This is a genomic window from Longirhabdus pacifica (assembly GCF_004115085.1).
Lineage (GTDB): Bacteria > Bacillota > Bacilli > Paenibacillales > DSM-105158 > Longirhabdus > Longirhabdus pacifica.
Genome location: NZ_QXJP01000001.1, coordinates 182,991 through 204,031, shown reverse-complemented (window position 1 = coordinate 204,031; position 21,041 = coordinate 182,991). Strand labels below are relative to the sequence as shown.

Below are 21,041 nucleotides of genomic sequence, written 5' to 3'. Positions count from 1 at the left end.
CTCCTTTTCCGATTCATTAGCTTTGCGCATTCGCATCTGATTGTTGCTTCACTCTTGTCATGTTCACTTTCATAAATCTAGCTATTTGCAATAAATGAATGAATTGAAAAACAGTAGGCGCACAATGATAACAAGCCATTACACTTTGAATTAACAGCTCTGTTGTCATATCATCTTCCACGTAGTTTTTACCTGATCGATGCATCATGCGAGATAGTTCAATCTGAATGATTTCTTTCAATTCATCTTTTTGTGCTTGTTCTTCCTTGTCTGTTAAATTATTCAGATGAGAACCTAGCAATGGTAAGATGGTCTCTGTAAAAGTATAAATAAAGTTTGCAGACGTATCTTTTTTCAAACTGTTTACTAATTGTTGAACAGATTCCATTGCCTCCCATCGTAGTGAAACCTCTCTTATTTCTCCACTTCCGGTATATATAGATAGCGCAAATGCATTTTTATCTGGTCCATGTGCTTTAGCTTTTTTTTCTAGGCGACGTGTATGGTTTAACACTATATTTAGAGGAGTTTTACCATGTACAATCATAATCCCTGCTGAACTAGTTGGTTCTTGATCGGATTTCAGTTGTTCTAGTACGTTATAAAAATCTTTTTGCAACTGATGTGCCATCGGTAAGATGGTATGTAATGGAGCGATAGCAAATACGTCATCTCCGCCGGCGTAAATTAATCTTCCTTTATGATCTTCACTTGTGACCGTATCCAATGCCTGAGTAGAAAAATCAACTAATTTACGGCTAAGTTGTTGATTATATGTAAGTAAAGACTGTCCGTCATTACGATGCTCTCCTTTAAACCACTGTCCCATGTTATCTCCGTCCATTAACACTAACCCGTAATAATTATTTTCCTCTGCAAAGGTAAGTACACTATCAAAGTGTTTCACCGATCTTCCTCTATTACTAAGTACCGCTCGAAATGCCCGTCTAGTGCTACACACACCACACAAGTACTCTCTGTCTTGTATTCTTTTGTCATAACCTTTATCTTTGTTTCGTTTTTTCCACGTTTGTTGTAATTGTTTTTTCATTTCAAAGAGACGATGACTGTTTAAAATTTGTTCCTGATGCAATGCTTCTCGTTCACCGCAAACGGTACATACGATGCCTTGCTGATTTTCATTTCTAAATTTACGTTGATGTTTCATGGCGATTAATTTTTGTTCTAATTTCTTTTTACTTCTTTCAAATTGCTTGTCATCACACGTTGTAGGCTCAACCGCCCAATATATTTCCAATGCATTTGCAACTTGCTGCTCTCCAAATTCATACATATATGTCTGACTATCTTTTACATCTCCAAAAATATCTGTAAAAGATTGGCTGTACATTTTAACAAGTTCATTTTCTATTGTTTTCGCTATTCGCTCTGCAATTCGTGCTGCTTGTTGTGGATTATCGTTCAGCAAAAACATTAGTCTATTAGGCATGGAAGGTACTTCTTTATTTGGTCTGGCTTCTAAGGACTGGGCATCTAAATAATTCGGATATATGCTCCTTATTGTCAATGATTCAGCAATACACATATCGAATATATGTTGCAATCCTAATTCAGATAAATAAGAAAGAATATAGCTTCCGCTCCACAAATCTTCCATTTTTCGAGCAGAGGAAATAAAAGCTTGTGCTGGACCGATGGTTATAGCAACCATACTTTGTTCTTGTTCCATTGTATCCTCCTGACTATGGTATATAGGTTTGCATTCAAATCATGTCGTTATTTTTATTTTTCAGTAAACGACATAAGTCTTGTTTGGCTTCGTTATACTTCTTATCATCCGCATACTTATCTGGAAAAACAGCAGAAACGATAGGATGATATTTCTCACCGAATTGACGAACAGTACAATGAAAAGGCGAGGAATATCTATTACCTTGCACTAACTTACCGTATATCTTTTTTCCGATCTTATATGCCTTTTCTGCTTTGGTTCTAGCATCGTTGTAATCATCGTATCCAGGCCCAAGACAAACAAATTGTAATGTGAGATGTGAAGTTGGTTTAACTATGTCTTTTTTTATCATAACGACATCTGATCCATGCGTATTCGTATCCGGCTTATAATGATCTAGCTTTAATTTTTCAAAAATACAATTTAATTCTTTCAAAAAATGATCTACATCTTTCCATTGATCTATTTGTAAAGCACCATGACCCTTTCGTCCCTGTTTACCAAATCCAGATAGCATAAACATATATCGAATATAGGTGTCGTATATATCCATCGGATCTTCTATTGAGGCGGAAAGTTTATTTTGTTTTCTGATGTGTATTTTCAACTCTGCTTCTTTTTCGTTTTTGACTTCCGACAATCTAAAAATGATGGGAGATGCAGTCGATATATCGATTTTTTTAGATTTACTTCCTCCAAAATACATCGTTTCTCGTTGTAATAAGGCATGATGATTTTCTATCTTATCTTGTTGCAGTGTTCTCCACCAATATCTTAGTAACCCTCTTAATTCAGTGGCTCGTAGTTCTGTTTTGTTATTTGCACCATGCATGGTTAACTCAGATAATATCCGAATGATGTATTCTTTGGTCCATTCTGTAGTATATGCTTGGTATGGACTACATTCTTTTTCAGAAGTCATGTGTCCCCCTCCTGCTTTTTTAAATTACAAGTGTAGCTATATATTCAAACGGTAGGTAGTTTATTAGAGTCTAGTACTTTCATATATTGTTTTATATCTATTGCAGGTACGGTGCCTCGTTTTTGCAAATCATTCACTAAGTTTAGAAAGAAGAAAATTAATATCTCATCTTTCGTGCTTCTCTGCAATTCCATCGTTTCTGCTTTCCATTTAACAGATCCCCTACGGGGCAAATACGATTCAAAAAATTCTCTCCACTTATCTTCCGAACAGAATGGTTTGGATGATTAAAAATCCCTCTGTGTAATGATAAATCAGTTTCCATCTTTTTTTGGTGAGCGTAAAACCGCTTTTTTAGATCATCAAGTCCTCCTTAAGCTTATATTAAATCAAAGATACATTATAATATTTGATAAATTATTGGAAATTCCTTCTTTTATCGATCTTTTCATACAAAAAGTTATAAATTACAATAAAAAAATCCCCACTTTGAGTAGTAGGGACATAATAGGTAGAACATTAGTTTGTCTTACAGATTGTTGATACAGGCATGAACAAAAACAATTACGATTCTAATTTCATCGAATGTTATTTGTAATCCTTATAGGTACGATATGAACGATTTTACCTATTGATGGTGAAGATGCTTCTTACTATCAAGTTTCAATTCCTTATAGGTACGATATGAACGAAATTAAAGAAGAATTAAGAGAGTTGAACAGAGATTTTGGTTTCAATTCCTTATAGGTACGATATGAACGAGTGATAGAAGACCAGAATACAATAGCGCACAAGCAGACTTGTTTCAATTCCTTATAGGTACGATATGAACCTGTGAAAAATATGGAGCAAATATTGTCAGATAGAGAATAGTTTCAATTCCTTATAGGTACGATATGAACACGTTGATATGACCGGTAGGGACACAAAACTAAAGGTGTTTCAATTCCTTATAGGTACGATATGAACTAATGACTTAATAGATGCTATCTCTATTCGTTTAAAGTTTCAATTCCTTATAGGTACGATATAAACGTTTTTTGACTGACTTATGTTCGTATAGTTTTCACTGTTTCAATTCCTTATAGGTACGATATGAACAAATTCCCCAATAGTTGGCACGAATACTGTTGCACCATCGTTTCAATTCCTTATAGGTACGATATGAACGGAACCTACTAAAAAAATTACGACTACTAAATATGGTTTCAATTCCTTATAGGTACGATATGAACTAGAAGATGAAGATATTGATCATCTCAAAAAATCAGTGGAGTTTCAATTCCTTATAGGTACGATATGAACCAACACAATAGAGTTGCGTTTTATTTAGACATGGGACTCGGGTTTCAATTCCTTATAGGTACGATATGAACTATCAATGGTCATCGCGATGTTGATAGTCGTACCTGGTTTCAATTCCTTATAGGTACGATATGAACCCCAAAAATGCCTATGCTTATACTATTTCTACATAGACAAAAAAACTCCTTCTACATACTTAAAAAAATATCAACATCAAGATTATGAGATCTTTACTCTTGTTTACTCCCTATATCTAATCTATACTCTTATTTTCATTTTGTCGTCGATCCCCCGGGATTTTCACACTACTGGAGGGCGACGACATTTTAACGAGGTTAAATATTAATAGATGTTTACATATATTACTCTTCAACTGTTTTCACACTCATTGTCACTATAATCGCAAAATCCACCTGTGTTGCCATGCTTTTTAAATCTTGTTCAAGCACTCTGCCAGAGATGCTATTTATTGAAGCGACATAACCCCAAATAGCAACTTGATCTTCTTCAAACCCTTCATTTTCATAGGAATTCAATGCTTTAAAGCTTGATATAGAATCATTTTCTGCTATTTTAGATACATCAAATTCACTAATAGAAGAAGTCGCCCCTCCTCTGTTCTGGTACAATGTCGTTATCTTGAGTTCATAGACGTTTTCTTTTTTTTCGCTTTCTTTTAAGGTAATCAACAGCTCACCTAGAAAGTCATCCCCTACATCCGTATAACTATAAACATTTTGGTTTTGAATGACTCCTTCTTTCCATTCTTCCACAGTGAATTCTATCGTTTGATCTTCTTTTGTTATTCCTTCTATTGCAAGATTTCCGTAACCAGACAATGAGAAATGCCTAAGTAGTTTGCTCGCTTCCTCTGTGTCAAAAAAGTTTGTGTTTTGAATAGAAATTTTATTTTGAGATCCACTTTCTTCTTCACCTATACCAAATGAACACGAAGTTAATAAAGTGAAAATAACAAAACACAACAGTAACTTTATTTTCATCAAGCAACCCTCACTCAAAAATCGTATTTTTTCTACACTCAGTCTGAACACAATATAACACTTTATTCCATTTTAACCTTATTACATGTTTTTTTGAATATAAAAATAAAAACTATTTACCGTGGGTACCGTCAACAATTTTGTGTGTAAAATATAAAAGTTTACAAACAAACAAAATCTATGTATATTGTACAAACAGATAATATCCGCTATGAGCTGCCTTCCTTCAACTTAAGTTGTTTATTTTAGTGTTTAAAATGTCTTTCTCCTCGTACTGGAGGAACATGTTGTTTGAAAGATATGGCACTAAAAATCAACCTTAATTTCGATAATTTCGAAACAATTTTATAAGTAATTAAAAAGGTATTCGTTCATCTATTGGCGTGAGATTCACTCCAACTCCACACTACGTCAATCTTTCAAAGGTTTCTAAATTGAAATATTATTTGTTGGAGGTTTTAACATGAATATACTCGTTGCGATGGATTCTCTGAAAGGAAGTCTATCCTCCAGTGAAGCGAATGAAATGATTAAAAAAGGGTTGCAACAAGCCAACCCACAATTTCACGTAAAAACCGTTCCTATTGCCGACGGTGGTGAAGGAACGGTGGATGCCTTTGTGGTTGGACTGCATGGAACCTATGTAAAGACAGAAGTTACAGGACCGTTAGGTACGCCAACCACTGCTACATATGGTCTGATTCATGAAGGAAAAACTGCCGTCATTGAGGTCGCTGAAGCTTGTGGTCTTCCCCTCGTTGACCCCCGTCATAAACAAGCAATGGAAGCTACATCTTACGGTGTAGGTGAACTCATTTGTCACGCCATAGATGATGGCTGTGAGTCTGTTTATATTGGACTAGGAGGAAGTGCGACAACCGACGCTGGTGTTGGTATGCTTCAAGCGTTGGGCTTTCAATTTTTAGATGCTAATGGGAATGCAATAGGGCTTGGCGGTAAACACCTAACTTCCATTCAAACTATGAATACAACCAACGTTCACAAAGCTTTGCAGCACGTAACATTTCATATTCTGTGTGATGTACAAAACCCGCTATATGGTCCCAATGGTGCTGCCTATATCTTTTCTCCGCAAAAAGGAGCGAGCCCTGAAGAAGTTCAGTCATTAGACAAAGGATTACAGCATTTCTCAAGCTTAGTGCATACCGAGATGGGGGTAGATTTACAGCGCTACGCCGGTGGCGGTGCAGCAGGTGGATTGGGGGCTGCATGCCTAGGTTTCTTGCAAGGGGAGTTCGTCTCTGGTGTTTCATTTCTTTTAGAACAGTTAAAGATGGAGGCAAAGCTCCGCGATGTGCAAGTAGTGATTACAGGAGAAGGACGGTTAGATGCGCAAAGTGCTATGGGAAAAGCACCAACGGGAATTGCAAAGTTAGCGAAACAACAAGGCATTGCGGTGATAGCATTAGCAGGCGACGTTTCGTTAAGTGACTCACACATTCATGAGTTTGGAATTGACGCCTTCTTCTCTATCGTGCAAGGGCCTATTTCTCTTCAACAAGCCATACAACCTGAGCAGGCTAGTACCAATTTGTTGAAAACAGCAGAGCAAGTCGGAAGATTACTGTGCATTTCAGACTCTTTTATGAGTAAATAAAGAAGATGTAAGATAAGGGAAACAAATGCTCATCTCATCACCTCCCTATCTTACATCTTTTATTTTTCTAAGTTGTAGATCAATATTTAAATCTATTCGTTCATGATCTGCATTAAAAAAAATGATAAGTCACAACCTATCGTATATATGATAGTATATTAATCGTTTTTAGTTTGGGAACACGGATCTTGCATCAACTTTTTGTGTATTATGATGTAAATAATGAAATGTAGCCATGCAGGCAATGAAAAGAGTATAGATATTTTTATATCTACGAAAAAAGAAAATTGTAAACTGTTCATTGCGAAAACTGTACTCAGTAAATAAATGATAATTACAAGAAAGATTCTAGCTCTTTTAAACTTCGATTTAAAAGTGGTAGTTAAAAAAATACAAGGGCTCGAAAAAAAGATGATAAAAAAGTAAGGTAAAAAGAAAACTAACGATATATATGTCAAAATGGGGTATTCATAGTCAATAAAATCACTCCAAAAAAATATAACCAGAAACAGAGAGCAACTAATTATAATAAAATTTACTAAGTGGAAAATAATTTTCATAGAATATCACCTACTAAAATAATCAAAATAGAATTGTGCAGATTTTTCAGCACACTTCTAAATCATAAATTATTTTAGGTTTCAATTCCTCATAGGTACGATATAAACCATATCGTTTTGTTGAGAACATATATGAGATACATAAGTTTCAATTCCTCATAGGTACGATATAAACAAAAGAATTTACAAGGATATATCAACCGCGGACTTATGTTTCAATTCCTCATAGGTACGATATAAACTTAACCGCTTCTTGAAAAGGGAAGCATCAAAGTTAAAAGCGTTTCAATTCCTCATAGGTACGATATAAACCCCAAAAATGCTTATGCTAATAATATTTCTACATGAACAAAAAAACTCCTTCTTCAACTTTTCAAAAAAATGATTTCTTAATCTATTCAAACTTTCCTCCCGTTTTCTTTTATAATCACATATTTACTCTTATTTTCATTTTGTCGTCGATCCCCGGGGGTTTTTACACTACTGGAGGTCGACGACATTGAAGAGGACTTAATTTTTAATTTTTAATTAAAATGCAGCATTTATAATGAAATACCCTTAAAATTACGAAGATTAAGACCATCTCCCCTGAATTTTAACAGATACGGCACTAATTCAACCACGATTTGCTTATTGCTATGTAATAAATAAAATGTAACCATGCAAACAATGAAAAAAATACACATATAAGTATATTTCCATAAAAAGTAAACTCTAACATACTCGCTGCAAAAACTGCACTTATACAATAGATCAATATTACAGAAAAAACTTTGATTATTACAAACTCTTTTTTCAAATATAAAGTTAAAAGAATACATGGGGTTGAAAAGAAAAGCATGAAAAAACTAGGGAGAAATAACGGTAAAGTTATGTCTGTGAAAATAGGATATTCATTGTCGTAATTGGGCCAAAGAGATATAACCACAAATAGGGAACAACTAACTATAATTAAATTTACAATCCGGAAGACTATTCTCATTACACTCTCCTGTTTAACTGTTATTCTGAACTTGCCGTTATAAATGAATCTAGCAAATGAGTTTTTTTGAACCACAATCAGATTTTAACTCATCCATAAACCTATCCGTTATTTTCTTTTAATTTATTAGTCAACTCTTGAGTAAACAATGCGAGTTCATTTAAAGTTATACTTCCGTCTGTATCATTTTTAGAAAGCCCAGAAATGGTTAATGTGTATCCCTCACTTCCAACTACATATGTAAAAATTGCAGTTTCAGGCAAATTATCTTCATAACCCCATGCTCCACCTTTGAAATTGTGTAATTTAGGGTTATAACCACTAGCAGATATCCATTCTGATTGATTATCATTATTCTTACTAATTGCTAACGTTATAATCATTGATTTTTCTGAATTTTTATATATGAAATTTTTGCTGCTGTTATAAATATTGATATCTTTATTGCTCTCTATTCCATTAAATGAATCAGGAACACCAACATGATAATCATCAGTTTGGAGTACTTCTGTATAATGTTTCATTTCAAATTCATTAGAAATGTAATGAACTGCAATGTCATAGTTGTCGTTTTCATTTTTATTTTCACTAAAAATATTCGTAGTTACCAGCATCGTTGCTATTAGTAAAGAAATTGCTATTAAAACCAATATAAAAACTCTATTTTTTGTAAGCATACATCCACCTTGCCTTTTATTTTATTTAATCAGATTTCAATTTTTATTTCTCTATTTAAAATTTACATAATAATATTATATTAAATGGAAATTTAATGCAATGATATCAGGTTCCTCTGTCATACATCAATACAACCTGCTTGAACGAAATCGATAATCTGCTATATCACTATTGAAGAGCATTTGTACTTTATATGCCTTTTTCTGATTATCGTAAGTGAATTGAATCAGTTGTTGCGTATTACCATCTAAGAATAACGCTAAACTAGCATCATCCTTATATAACCAAAACTTAATTTTTGCAAAGTGAGGGTTAGCATCATATAGCACATACTGTTCATTTTCATGTTCGACGAGTAGCTGCCATGTATGTGAATCATCATACGCATAACTGCCGTCTGCTAACTGCTTTGGGGCTGGTGTCACAAATAACTTTATTTTTTCTAATTTTTCATCTTGGTCAAAATCAAATGATGTTTCCTCTATCAAAAAAGCTGCACTTTGCAGATCAACAGTCGAACTAGGGTAGATATATTGTATTGTGGATAATGTGTTGTCCTCGTCACTATTGCAACCATACAATAACAACATAAAAAAAATGAACATCAGACTAATAGGCACTTTGCATATAAAATGCTTCAAAACTTACACCTCACTTAAGCATTAATGGAATACCCAAAAACAAGCTTGATAAAATGACTTCTATATCCGCAAAAAAACTCCTTGTTCAAAATTTCAAAAAGATTATTCTTTTCAAAATGATGTGAAAAGATGAAAGCTCCTCATTATAATGATTATGATTGTTTGTTTCCTATATTTGTATTAGACTAAAAACGTAAATAGGAGGAAAAAACATAAAAAAATTAAAATTAATTCTATTATTTTTAACCATCATCATACTATCGAGTTGTAATAACCAAGTCATGCTTCTAGAAAATGAAAACCAAGAATTGAAGGAAGAAATTGAACAATTGCAGAGCGAGTTTAACATATCATCGACACAAAACAAAGAGTTGCAAAGTCAGATAGAACAATATGAAACGAAAATATCTCATTTAGAAGATGTCATCACACCAAAAAATGAACATGAAATAATCATTGATCAAAGAATACCCAATGAAATCATTGAGATGTTTAAAACTTATGTAGAAGCCATAAATACAAAAAATGTTGAATTAATGGAAAGTACTTTTGCTGATGATTACAAATCTGATTATAACTTTGCTCTTTTTTCGGGGTTTACTAAAGAAGAATTTGTTCAGAATGAAACACAATATATTTTATTGAAAGTCGGAGATTTTGTAGAGTATAAAGAAGTAGAATACCACTCAATAATAGTAGTAGCGATTTTTCAAAAACAATCTGATTCTTTGGATCGAACAGGTGGTTATTTTTACTTGCATCATTTATTAGAAGAGGATCAGTGGAATTGGAAGATCGTTAACGTAGATTAAAAACAATCCTGTAGCAGCACAAGCTACTGAACAAGAAGAAATGCTAAATGATAATAAAAATACAAACGAAGTAATTCAGTATGAAGTGATAGACACTTCTGTTGATGAAGGTGAAGATTTTTCAATTTACCGGATTAAAATGGAATTAAACGGAGGGATTGCATGAAAAAATTAGATGGAAGGAAATGATAACAGGTATCATTTCCTTTTCCCCTTGTAATATTACCAACGTTTTACACTTTTCGCGTAGATTCCCTCACAATTAGTTTAGGTTCTATGAAATGTTGGTAATTCTGATCGGTATGTTTTTTTATTTGATTCATTAATAGGTTCCCCGCTGCTTCTCCCAGAAAGAAAGTATCGTTATCCAAACAAGTTAAAGGTGGGTTCATATAGGGAGCAAGTGGGTAATTATCGAATGTAGCAACCCCAATTTGTTCTGGAATAGCAAAATTAGCTTCCTTCACTGCTTCAAGCACACCATGCGCTATATAGTTACTGGCACAAATGAACGCATCAGGTTTCACTTCCTCTGACAATAATTCCTTTGCAGATTCATAACCAAACTCTGTCGTCCCACTCCCATTCTTCACATAGTTATCTACAAAAGGTATATCATACTGCTGCAACATATCGCGATAACCTGTGAAACGTTGAGAAAAAATCGTATCTTCATTAAAGCCCCCTATAAAAGCAATGCGCTGATATCCCGCTTCTATAAGATGCTTTGTTATCATTTCCCCTCCTAATTCATTATCGATATCCACCCAATGCACATCGGAATTCCCATCCATTTTCCCAATGACGGTAAAAGGAAAGCTATGTTCCAACAGTTGGTTTGCCATGGTTGTATCTAACAACGTATTATCTAGAATAATTCCTTCTACCTTTTTGCTTAATACAAAACGATCTAAAAAATTGTCTCGTTGTGAATGAATGTTGACTATGGTCAGATCATAATTAAAATTAGCAACAACACTCTCAATTCCCCCGATAATACTATAAAAAAATTGATTTAAAAAATGTTCCCTTCGCGACATATCTATAATTAATCCAATGCTCAGGCTACTCTGTTTCGCTAACTGGGTAGCAATCGAACTAGGGATATAGTTATGCTCACTCATGACCTGTCTTACTTTCCTTTTCGTAGTATCCGAAATCGTGGGGGAATTATTTATCACTTTTGAAACGGTAGATTTGGAGACATTCGCTGCTTTTGCAATATCATTGATGGTAACTTTCATAGAGATCCCCCTTTGCTAAAAATAAGATATAAATAAAAAAAACAAGTTGCTAACTAGTATATAGTATGATACTTTAAATTTAAGAAACCGGTTTCCTTAGTTTATATGATGTTTTTAATTATACTTCACTTCAAAGTAAATGATAAGTTCATTCTAAAGATGGTAACGTTTTCATCCGTCATATTGCATAGGAAAATGAAAGCCAATCTATTAAAGACACTAGTGAAGCTTTCCAACAAGCAAATTCATTATGGTTGCAAATAGTAGACATACATAAAAAAGAGGAGTTGTATTCACATGTTAGAAACCATCTATCACACAAACGATATCCCTTATGCTTATCCGATAAGCACGACACAATTAAAAGTAAGAATTCGTGTAAAGAAAAACGCGGTGAAGAAATGCTATGTTTTTCACAGTGACCGCTATGTTACTCCAGGAACTGAAAAGCCAATGGAAATAGAGAAGGTCGCGACTACTCCTCTTTTTGATTTTTACGAGGGTGTCATCGAAGCAGAAATGAAACGAGTTCGCTACATGTTTTTACTTTTGGATAACGAAGGCAACGAAATTTGGTATGACGAGTTCGGACCAAGAGATAATAGAGATTTAGACGGATCATTTCATTACCCATATATGTTAGAAAAAGATACGTTTCAAATACCAAGTTGGTACGATAAGGCTATTATATATCAAATCTTCCCGGAAAGATTTTGCAATGGGGATGCTTCCAACGATCCCAAAGATGTAATGCCTTGGGATCATAAGCTTAAACCTACTCCACAATCTTTCTATGGAGGAGATTTGGAAGGTATTATTCAAAAGTTAGATTACTTGGACGAGCTGGGTATCAACACGATTTACTTAACGCCTATTTTCCAAGCGGACACGAATCATAAATACAACACGGAAGACTATTTTCAAGTAGACCCACACTTTGGAGATAAAGATACGTTAAAAAGACTCATTGATTTAGCTCATGAAAAAGGGATGCGCGTTATTCTGGATGCGGTATTTAATCATGCTGGAGACGATTTTTTTGCCTTTAAAGATGTAGTAGAGAATGGGGAAAAATCCAAATATAAAGACTGGTTTCATATCAAAGAATTTCCTATTCAAAAAGAACCTACTGCTTCTTATGAAACCTTTGCTTTTGTACCTAGCATGCCGAAGTTTAATACTTCAAATCCAGAAGTTATCGATTATATCATCAGCATTGGAAAATATTATATTGAAGAGCTGGGCATAGATGGTTGGAGACTAGACGTTTCGAATGAAGTGGATCGTGACTTCTGGAAGCTCTTCCGCAGTGAAATGAAAAAAATAAATCCAGAGATTGCAGTCATTGGAGAAATCATGCACAATGCAGCAGCATGGCTGCGCGGTGACCAATTTGACGGTGTGCAAAACTACTTATTTAGAAGAGTAATGCTCGAATTCTTTGCAGAGCAAAAAGTAGGGGCAAAATCTTTCTGTGAACGATTGTCTTACGTACAAATGCTGTATCCTGATGAAGCTAATCGATCTATGTTCCAGTTGATAGACTCCCATGATACAGAACGTTTTTATACAACGATTATCGATAACAGCTATGATTCTCCAGAAGAAAACACCTCCATTCATAAGCTGAAGTTAGCAGCATTATTTCAAATGACGTATATTGGTATGCCAATGATGTACTATGGTAATGAAGTAGGCATGACAGGAGGAAGTGACCCAGATAATCGTCGTCCGATGATTTGGGATGAGAAGGAACAAGATCTTGATTTGCTTCAATTTTATAAAGATATAATCAAACTTAGAAAAAATCATATTGCATTGCAAAAAGGAACATTTAAAGTATGGTTTGTAGATGAAGCGAAAAACACTTTTGGTTACATTCGAGAAGACGAGAGCGAAACCATCGCGATCATTATCAATAATTCTCCTCATCGCCATGTATTGGAAGCACCTGCAATCAAAAATGCTCCTGTATTAGAGGATGTACAATCTGGTAACGTGTATAAGTTGAATGGAGAGCATTTTGAGTTTGAGATAGATACATTTGGATACATCGTTTTAAAAAAATAAGATAAGCACCTCAGATATGCATAGAGCATTCGCAACATACTGTTTATGCTTGGTGAAAGTCACAAATTAGTATAGGAAATGATAGTTTTATCATTTCCTTTTTTCTTTTTTCCTCTTTTTATCTCCTTATAACATAGTTTAACTCTCTTTTCATTTTGTTGCAGATATCCCACCTGAATTATGATACTACTAAAAGTCAGCGACAGTGAGATTAAAAAAATATAACAAAAGTTATCATTTTATTTAAAAAATACATAAAAATATTGAATATTAAAATATTTTCAAGTTGCTGACAAAAAAAACGTTACTTCGACATTATATTGATGCTATATTAGTAGTAAATATGTATCTTAAAAATTGGAGAGATGCAAAATGATTGAGACAATACACACACTGGGGGAATTGATCAAAAAACATAGAGAGCAACAAGAAATAACAATGGGCCAATTACAGGAAGAGTTAGGAATTAACAAAGGGGTTATTAGTAAGATTGAAAAAGGCGATACAAAACGACCGGAATTCAGAACCATATTTAGAATAGCCGATGCCCTATCCATCCCTCATGAAAGCATTATTAATAAGTATGTAGAAGTAGAAGATCGTCCGGATGTTCTACATGAACTACTTGTTAAAACTACTGAAATTACGGATGACGCTAGGCTCATAAAAAAAATAGCTTTATTGTATCTTGAATCAGATAAACACGAAACAGAAGATGCCCTAGCAGCATTGTATTCATATGCTAAAAAGCTCGAAAATAAAGAGATAAGCCTAATAATATACATAGTTATCGCAGAATATGCTAGATTAAGAGGTGTACCACCTTACATTGCTAAAGGTTTGTTGCAAGCGTATTTTATTAAACGTCTTGATATACAAAAGGATAAACAAACGTATGCAGAAGGAAAAGAAATCATTCACTATATGAACTTTTTGACAAAGGAAGAACAGCGAGAATATTATTTCAATATGTCTATTCAAGCATATGTCATCAAAGAATACGAAGAAAGTATAGAACTTGCCAAGTGTGGATTAAATATTTTTGAAAAACCTACAGAAATGGAAGCAAGAGCCTATGCGGCCATGATAAATTCATACTTTAATCTTGAGAAATATGATAAAGTAGAAAAACACTTGCATATATTAAAAGAGTACAAGTATGATTTTGTAAAAGAGTTTGTTAATATCGTATTTGCATGTATAAAAACGAAACAAAAAGAGTACGATGTTGCCGTTCCGATGCTTAAAAAATGCTTAGAAGAGTGTCCTCAAAGACAAAAAATGTACATTATGAACGAACTTTTAGATATTTACGCAGCATTAGATGAAACAAATGAAATTCATAAGATATATGCAAATGAAGAACAATTTATTTTCACTGAACCACGCATACCAGAAGAGTATCATGCACTTGGATTGTACTACACCTACAAAGGAGATTGGCAACTGCATCAAGATTATCATGAGAAAGCGATGCATTCCTACAGCAAAAGCTTAAAAGCATACGCATATATACAAGCATATGAAGAACTAGCAACTACTTATCGTCATATTATTTCTTCTAGCATAGAAAAAGAACTAGACATTAATCAATTTAAAATCATAAAAGATGCAGCTCAAATCAGCAAAGAAAAATAAGGAGGATTATGATGAAAAAATTATTTGCTATAATGTTATTATCTTTAGTTTTATTCACAGGTATGGACACCATAACTGAGGTCATCACACAGTTAAGTTTACCTGCAGTGGATAACAGATAAAAAAACGTAAGGATTGGTTAACAGCCAACCCTTACGTTTTTAAGTTCTCTCTTATTTTTATTGCTCACTTCTAAAAGAAAGTGAATTACAACAGCAACTTCTAACCATTTCTCTATCCTAAACACATTTGCCGTAAAATAGTATCAATAAAATAAAAAAAGGATTGGATTGGGTAAAAATGATTAAATATAAAATGAAAATGGTCAATATCTTATGCGTTTTATCCATTATTTCTAGTATTTTATATTTTCCATTTATGAAAGATTACTTTTATTCCTTTGCGTTTTTTGGATCAGAAGTTGATGGAGTGCTTCCAATCATTCATTTGTGGGGCTGGATCATGTTATGTATTAGCCTCTTTACTGTTGCATACAATGTGTATACTACAAAAAGAGCGATAAATAAAAACTTTTATTTATTTTTCTCATTGCTGCTAGTCGTTGTCATTCTATTTATGCAATTGCTTCCACTGTTAGGTTGGCTTACTGTAGGCTTGAAATACTTCCCTATTATATTATTTCATACGTTCATTTTGATCTTATCTTTTCTAATATTACTACCACTAAAATCTAATCACTATGCATAAAAAAACACCGTATAAGTCCATCTCATAAGTTAACGTATACATCTAACGTTTAGGATGATGACCACACGGTGTATTTGTTATTTTAACTACATACATGATTTTATATTGAAATCAATTAGAACCAAATATTTTTTGTTAAATATACATCTATTTTTCCACCTGCAAGAGGGGAAGATAGGATAGGCTTTATATTAGATTGAAAATATCCAGAATGACTAGTTCTTACTGTACCTACAACCGTTTTATTTGGTGGCAGCATCATTACTGCTTTTCCACTACTATCAGTAACTACTCTAACAGCAAATGCAGAAGTGCCAAGCAACAAATCGATCACAGCTCCCTGCAAAGGACTTCGATAAGCTATTAAATCATCGGGAGTCATCACTTTCGAAGGATTGCCAATGCCATAGACAGTAAATTCATATTTACCTGTTCCATCATCTAATTCAGATGCATCCTGTACAACAGAAATGATAGTTGTGTTACCATTTACCACCAATGTAACTTTATTAATAATATTTTGGAAAAAAGAAGTCCCCTTCTCTACTGGAGGATTAATATCTACATTTGGTGATGTAGTTTGCTTTAAATTTAAGTCTCCAGATTGGGCAATGCCGTTATCACCTGTATATATTGTTTTTGTGTTATTAGGGCCAAGAACAATTTCTACTTCTTCATCTGGAAATAGATTTATTTTATCTGCACTCTGCTTAAAAGCAACTACTGTTAATGTATTACTCACTAACAAATCACTCATAAAATTCATTTCACTCCTTTTACTTTCAGCGCTGTAACCTTACTATACATTTGTATGCAATTAAGTTTTAACTGATTGTACGAACTTCCTAAACAATGAAACTAAATGTTCAACTCTAATAAAAAAATGGATTACTAGGAAAGATGAAAGATTTAAAATAATAGGAATCAAATTATGATGAACAATAGTATGAATGCTATATAAATAAACAATACATTGCAGTAGCAAGAAATACCCCTACAATCTTTTTTTGTAGGGGGTATTTGCTATGACTAAATGAAGATATATACCATTAAGATTCATGAAGTACATATTGAATCATTGAATCACTGTATGATGTAAACCGACGATTTGAAGTTGTAATGTACGGATTCGTTTTTCAAGACGATGCTATATGTATCACGAAGTTTTGCAAGCTAACTAACCATCTCACTATTTGATCATGCCTGTTGTTTCATGATAGTTGCTCTTTTGCTGCATGTACTTGCTGTAGATTTGGCATGCCACCCTGTGCCCCTAGTTTTGTAACCGAAAGTCCTGCTGCCGCGTTGGCAAATTGTATTGCTTGTTTTAGTTGCTGTCCTTCAGACAAAGCGACGGCTAAAGCACCATTAAACGTGTCTCCCGCTCCCGTTGTATCCACTACCTCTACAGACAGGGAAGGCACGTGAATGATGTTTTCTCCGTCAAAATAACGAACGCCTTTTTCTCCTTCTGTTACAATGAGCTTGTTTGGATATTGCCGCAAAAGCGACTCTATCGGTGAATCAAAGTCATTTAAGATAATACGAACTTCATGTTCGTTTGGTGTAATATACGATACTTTTTCTAGCATAGCAGGCGATATTTTTTGTGCTGGTGCTGGATTTAACATAACCGGGATAGCATGCTCATGACACAGATCAATAGCGATCTGAACTGTTTCGATTGGTACTTCAAGCTGCAACAGAACTATTGACGCTCCCTTTATTAGCTCTTCTGTCTGTTCCACTAGTTCTTTGTCTACTAGCGCATTGGCACCTGGAATGACAACAATGCTATTATCTTTTTCCGCTAGTACGATATGAGCCGTTCCTGTCGTAACATCTGTAACCTTTTTCATATGCTTGGACAAAATCTTTTCGTTTTTAAAATTTTCGAGAATCATGTTACCATAGGTGTCTGTTCCAACAGCCCCAACCATGGCAACATTTGCGCCGAGGCGTGCAGCTGCTACAGCTTGATTCGCTCCTTTTCCTCCAGGTACGGTATGAAATGCTTCACCAATGACCGTTTCCCCTGCTTTAGGGCGCTTGCTAGATACCGTCACTAAATCAATGGAAGCACTACCTACAACGACGATATTGTTCATGTTGCCGACTCCTTTACTTCGTTGAGTATCTTTGTAACAGTGTTACGGTAAACATTACTCGCCATGGATATAGATTGCACTTTATTCTTCTAGTTGTTGTGTTCATTCATTTTGTTTTGTTGCTTTAATTTCGAATAACCTTCGTCTATTTAACACGTTATTTTAAGCAAACGAAAGCAATAACGGAATAGGCGGTCATTCGGGAATGTAGCATTAACCAAGCCAGTTATACAGCATACCGAAAATAATAAATACAGCGAATACACCAGCTACCCATAAAAAACCCGATGTAAAACCTACTATAAAACTATTTCGCTTAGGGGTTTGGGTTACTTGTTGTAACATTTCCATATCATCTTCTAATTTCTGTATTCTGTCCTTCAATTGTTGTATTTCTGTGCTCACGTCTTTTTCCTCCACTTTCACTTACTCACCAACCTTTGTCATTCCTCATAGGTACGATATAAACTCGTCTAACGCTCATTATGAAATAGGAAACACTGAGTATAGTTTCAATTCCTCATAGGTACGATATAAACTATTATTTACTTTATTAAAGCAAGAAGACGGGCGGGTTTCAATTCCTCATAGGTACGATATAAACTGTATTTTATTTTTTAGGAATTCACATCGTAGTTGAACGTTTCAATTCCTCATAGGTACGATATAAACTCTTTTCCTCGTGTTTCTATTTTGCTGCAAAGCATGGGTTTCAATTCCTCATAGGTACGATATAAACCCCAAAAATGCACTTGCTTATAATACTTCTACAATAACAAAAAAACTCCTTCTTCATTTTCTAAAAAAACAAACAATCAAAATATGCATTCCTTACTCTCTCTTTCTCCTATTTTCACGTATTTACTCTTATTTTCATTTTGTCGTCGATCCCCAGGGATTTTTACACTACTGGAGGTCGACGACATTTTCATTTCCTGACTCTTTGACATACTAATTAACCATAATAAATTTCTGTCATGTTTATAACGTAATATATATCACAATCTTCATAGACGGAATCAAACAGTTCATCTGAATATTCTATGTTCTCTTGTTTCATAAAGTAATTTATATACTGTTCCGCATATTCTTTATGTTTAATATACCGAAATCTATCTTTTTCCTTTTCTTGTATTAATTCACGAGCATGAGCTTCAAAAAAACCTATTACATGACCTCTTTCTCTTACAAATTTTCGCAAAGCTTCTTTTTCATTAACTGCCTCTACAATAAATACGTATTCTTCTACACCACGTGATAAATCAAACGAGTTCTCAAGTTCTTTAGGAACAACAATATATTTTTGCTTCAATTTCTTCTCCCCATATTGATATGTAATGTACTGATCCAGGTGTTCAGTGCTACAAGAGATTTATTTTTTTCGCATTTATAACGCTGTATGGAAGGTTATCCTTATCTTTTTCATAGATATAATCAAACAGTTCGTCTGAATATTCTATGACCTCTCGAAAGTTTTGACAATTTAAATATTGTTCTGCAAACTTAGTGTGATCACCAAAAAATTTTATAATATGTTCTTCATTATGTGGATGTCGGTAAGCATGAACTTCAAAAAAATCATGATGTTGAGCATGTGCTTTTACAAATATTCCAAGCGCTTCTTTTTCGTCAGTCGCCTCTATCATTCCTACGAATTCATTTGCTTCATTATCCATATCACATTCAAGACATACAAACATTTTAGGAACAATAATATATTTTTGTTTCAATTTCTTTTCCTCCTCATAACATATGTAATTCTAATTTTTTTGCTGTAACAAATTAAACGTTTGTAAATGATTTATACTACGATCTTTAGTTTTCTTCAATTCGTTTAATTTTTATATTCGCTTATGTTCATTAGCATACTTCCATATAAAAAATGGTATAATAAAATTTAGATCGCATGATGAAGTATGAATAAAATAGAAAAACATAAAAGCAATGTGAACGGAACTACAGGTTGACAGCTATGAGCTGGTTACTATTGTAGTTTTTTTTCATGCAAGCATACATACATAACGAGGTGGATATACATGTCTAAAATGGATAATTTACTATCCATACTATGGATGCTTCATTCTGATCACAAAATAACGGCAAAACAGATTGCTGAGGAATTAGAAATCAATATTAGAACCGTGTATCGTTACATGGATAAACTTTCAGCGAGTGGTGTGCCTATCGTTTCAGATACTGGACATCACGGTGGATACACCTTGTTAAAACATTTCATGGAAGCCCCGCTGTTTTTTGATCATGAGGAGCAGACTTCTCTCATACATGCCGTTGTTTTTGCTAAAAAAGCTGGATACTACGGAGGGGAGTCACTAGACAAAGCCATAACAAAACTACATCACCATACGAACCAAAAACAAGCAGCACAAGTAGAGAAGCACATAAACCATCTAGAAGTCATCAGTGGTCAACATTCATTTTCAATGCAACCATCTATGGAAACTTATCTACATACAATAGCCATTGCCATAACAGAAGGAATCACCATACGTATCAACTATCGTAAAAACAATGAAGAACAGTCGACATCTAGACTACTTGATCCTTACAAAATGATGTATTGGAATGAAAATTGGTATGTGATTGGATTTTGCCATCTTAGAAATGACATACGCAGTTTTCGCGTCCAACGTATTGAACATGTAGAATGGAGTCAGCAACACTTTACTGCACCCAAACATTTTTCAGCTCGTGACTTCTTTTTCAAAAATCTTCTTCCTACGATTGAAAATAAAAAAGAGATCGTTTCATTCCGTATTCAAGGCAATAAAAGTACAGTCGATGAAATATGCCAACATTGGTTTTTAGGGCACTATGTACATGAACATACTGAAAATAATGCTGCCTTTCTGTTTGAAAAAAATATGCTTCATACTCATGTACCTTACTTCATGTTACCTTTCGGTACATCTATTCAAGTGATAGAACCAACAAGTTTTAAAACAAGGATGGTTGAAGTGCTATCTGAGTTGATACAATTTTACCAAACATAAAACTTTACTGACGCTAGCTGTCAGGGAGAGCATACTATAATGACTTTGAT

General features: G+C 34.1%; 18 protein-coding genes and 1 CRISPR repeat array. Of the genes, 6 read left to right on the top strand and 12 right to left on the bottom strand.

All coding sequences use genetic code 11. The features are described from left to right. Positions 1-16 precede the first annotated feature (16 nt). The 4 genes from cas10 to D1Z92_RS00950 all read right to left on the bottom strand — a co-directional run bounded on the left by cas10 (position 17) and on the right by D1Z92_RS00950 (position 4,921). Entirely contained in the window at positions 17-1,690 is a 1,674-nt protein-coding gene (cas10, locus tag D1Z92_RS00960; RefSeq protein ID WP_128893768.1) for a type III-B CRISPR-associated protein Cas10/Cmr2, read from the bottom strand. Positions 1,691-1,724: 34 nt separating this feature from the next. Continuing rightward, the gene (gene cmr1 / locus D1Z92_RS00955) at positions 1,725-2,615 is read right to left on the bottom strand and encodes a type III-B CRISPR module RAMP protein Cmr1 (RefSeq protein WP_128893767.1); all 891 of its coding nucleotides are present in this window, start codon (positions 2,613-2,615) and stop codon (positions 1,725-1,727) included. Positions 2,616-2,659: 44 nt separating this feature from the next. After that, positions 2,660-2,809, bottom strand: coding sequence for a hypothetical protein (locus D1Z92_RS17170; protein WP_164931376.1), 150 nt, complete (start codon positions 2,807-2,809; stop codon positions 2,660-2,662). Positions 2,810-3,205: 396 nt separating this feature from the next. Next, positions 3,206-4,057: direct repeats of the CRISPR family, unit length 30 nt; unit sequence GTTTCAATTCCTTATAGGTACGATATGAAC. A 225-nt stretch (positions 4,058-4,282) separates the two neighbouring features. Next, entirely contained in the window at positions 4,283-4,921 is a 639-nt protein-coding gene (locus D1Z92_RS00950; protein WP_128893766.1) for a hypothetical protein, read from the bottom strand. A gap of 463 nt (positions 4,922-5,384) precedes the next feature. On the opposite strand from D1Z92_RS00950, the gene D1Z92_RS00945 reads away from it, so the two are divergent. Further along, a complete protein-coding gene (locus D1Z92_RS00945) occupies positions 5,385-6,539 on the top strand; it encodes a glycerate kinase family protein (protein ID WP_128893765.1) in 1,155 nt (384 codons plus the stop codon). Between the two features lie 1,643 nt (positions 6,540-8,182). Here the strand turns inward: D1Z92_RS00945 and D1Z92_RS00940 are convergent. Both D1Z92_RS00940 and D1Z92_RS00935 read right to left on the bottom strand, forming a co-directional pair. Next, positions 8,183-8,758 (bottom strand): hypothetical protein, encoded by a 576-nt coding sequence (locus tag D1Z92_RS00940; protein WP_128893764.1) that lies wholly within the window; start codon positions 8,756-8,758, stop codon positions 8,183-8,185. Between the two features lie 126 nt (positions 8,759-8,884). Beyond that, positions 8,885-9,400 carry a hypothetical protein gene (locus D1Z92_RS00935; protein WP_128893763.1) on the bottom strand — a complete coding sequence of 172 codons (516 nt, stop codon included), beginning with the start codon at positions 9,398-9,400 and terminating at the stop codon, positions 8,885-8,887. A gap of 281 nt (positions 9,401-9,681) precedes the next feature. Between D1Z92_RS00935 and D1Z92_RS00930 the strand changes: the two genes are divergently transcribed. Then, on the top strand, positions 9,682-10,212 hold the full coding sequence (locus tag D1Z92_RS00930; protein WP_128893762.1) for a hypothetical protein: 531 nt from the start codon (positions 9,682-9,684) through the stop codon (positions 10,210-10,212). 233 nt (positions 10,213-10,445) lie between these two features. On the opposite strand, the gene D1Z92_RS00925 is transcribed toward D1Z92_RS00930, so the two are convergent. Then, positions 10,446-11,456, bottom strand: a complete 1,011-nt coding sequence (locus D1Z92_RS00925; RefSeq protein WP_128893761.1) for a LacI family DNA-binding transcriptional regulator — start codon at positions 11,454-11,456, stop codon at positions 10,446-10,448. Between the two features lie 297 nt (positions 11,457-11,753). On the opposite strand from D1Z92_RS00925, the gene D1Z92_RS00920 reads away from it, so the two are divergent. The 3 genes from D1Z92_RS00920 to D1Z92_RS00910 all read left to right on the top strand — a co-directional run bounded on the left by D1Z92_RS00920 (position 11,754) and on the right by D1Z92_RS00910 (position 15,872). Further along, on the top strand, positions 11,754-13,526 hold the full coding sequence (locus tag D1Z92_RS00920) for an alpha-glycosidase (protein ID WP_128893760.1): 1,773 nt from the start codon (positions 11,754-11,756) through the stop codon (positions 13,524-13,526). 372 nt (positions 13,527-13,898) lie between these two features. Further along, the gene (locus D1Z92_RS00915; protein ID WP_128893759.1) at positions 13,899-15,164 is read left to right on the top strand and encodes a helix-turn-helix domain-containing protein; all 1,266 of its coding nucleotides are present in this window, start codon (positions 13,899-13,901) and stop codon (positions 15,162-15,164) included. 300 nt (positions 15,165-15,464) lie between these two features. Beyond that, positions 15,465-15,872 carry a hypothetical protein gene (locus tag D1Z92_RS00910; RefSeq protein ID WP_128893758.1) on the top strand — a complete coding sequence of 136 codons (408 nt, stop codon included), beginning with the start codon at positions 15,465-15,467 and terminating at the stop codon, positions 15,870-15,872. A 115-nt stretch (positions 15,873-15,987) separates the two neighbouring features. Here the strand turns inward: D1Z92_RS00910 and D1Z92_RS00905 are convergent, their stop codons facing one another. The 5 genes from D1Z92_RS00905 to D1Z92_RS00885 all read right to left on the bottom strand — a co-directional run bounded on the left by D1Z92_RS00905 (position 15,988) and on the right by D1Z92_RS00885 (position 19,710). Then, a complete protein-coding gene (locus D1Z92_RS00905) occupies positions 15,988-16,629 on the bottom strand; it encodes a hypothetical protein (RefSeq protein ID WP_128893757.1) in 642 nt (213 codons plus the stop codon). A 454-nt stretch (positions 16,630-17,083) separates the two neighbouring features. Continuing rightward, positions 17,084-17,980, bottom strand: a complete 897-nt coding sequence (rbsK, locus tag D1Z92_RS00900) for a ribokinase (RefSeq protein ID WP_128893756.1) — start codon at positions 17,978-17,980, stop codon at positions 17,084-17,086. 213 nt (positions 17,981-18,193) lie between these two features. Continuing rightward, on the bottom strand, positions 18,194-18,385 hold the full coding sequence (locus tag D1Z92_RS00895) for a hypothetical protein (protein WP_128893755.1): 192 nt from the start codon (positions 18,383-18,385) through the stop codon (positions 18,194-18,196). 550 nt (positions 18,386-18,935) lie between these two features. Next, positions 18,936-19,292, bottom strand: a complete 357-nt coding sequence (locus D1Z92_RS00890; RefSeq protein WP_128893754.1) for a hypothetical protein — start codon at positions 19,290-19,292, stop codon at positions 18,936-18,938. A gap of 49 nt (positions 19,293-19,341) precedes the next feature. Continuing rightward, positions 19,342-19,710, bottom strand: coding sequence for a hypothetical protein (locus D1Z92_RS00885; RefSeq protein WP_128893753.1), 369 nt, complete (start codon positions 19,708-19,710; stop codon positions 19,342-19,344). A gap of 306 nt (positions 19,711-20,016) precedes the next feature. Here D1Z92_RS00885 and D1Z92_RS00880 point away from each other — a divergent pair, with 306 nt between their 5' ends. Beyond that, a complete protein-coding gene (locus tag D1Z92_RS00880; protein WP_128893752.1) occupies positions 20,017-20,991 on the top strand; it encodes a helix-turn-helix transcriptional regulator in 975 nt (324 codons plus the stop codon). The last annotated feature ends 50 nt before the right edge of the window (positions 20,992-21,041 follow it).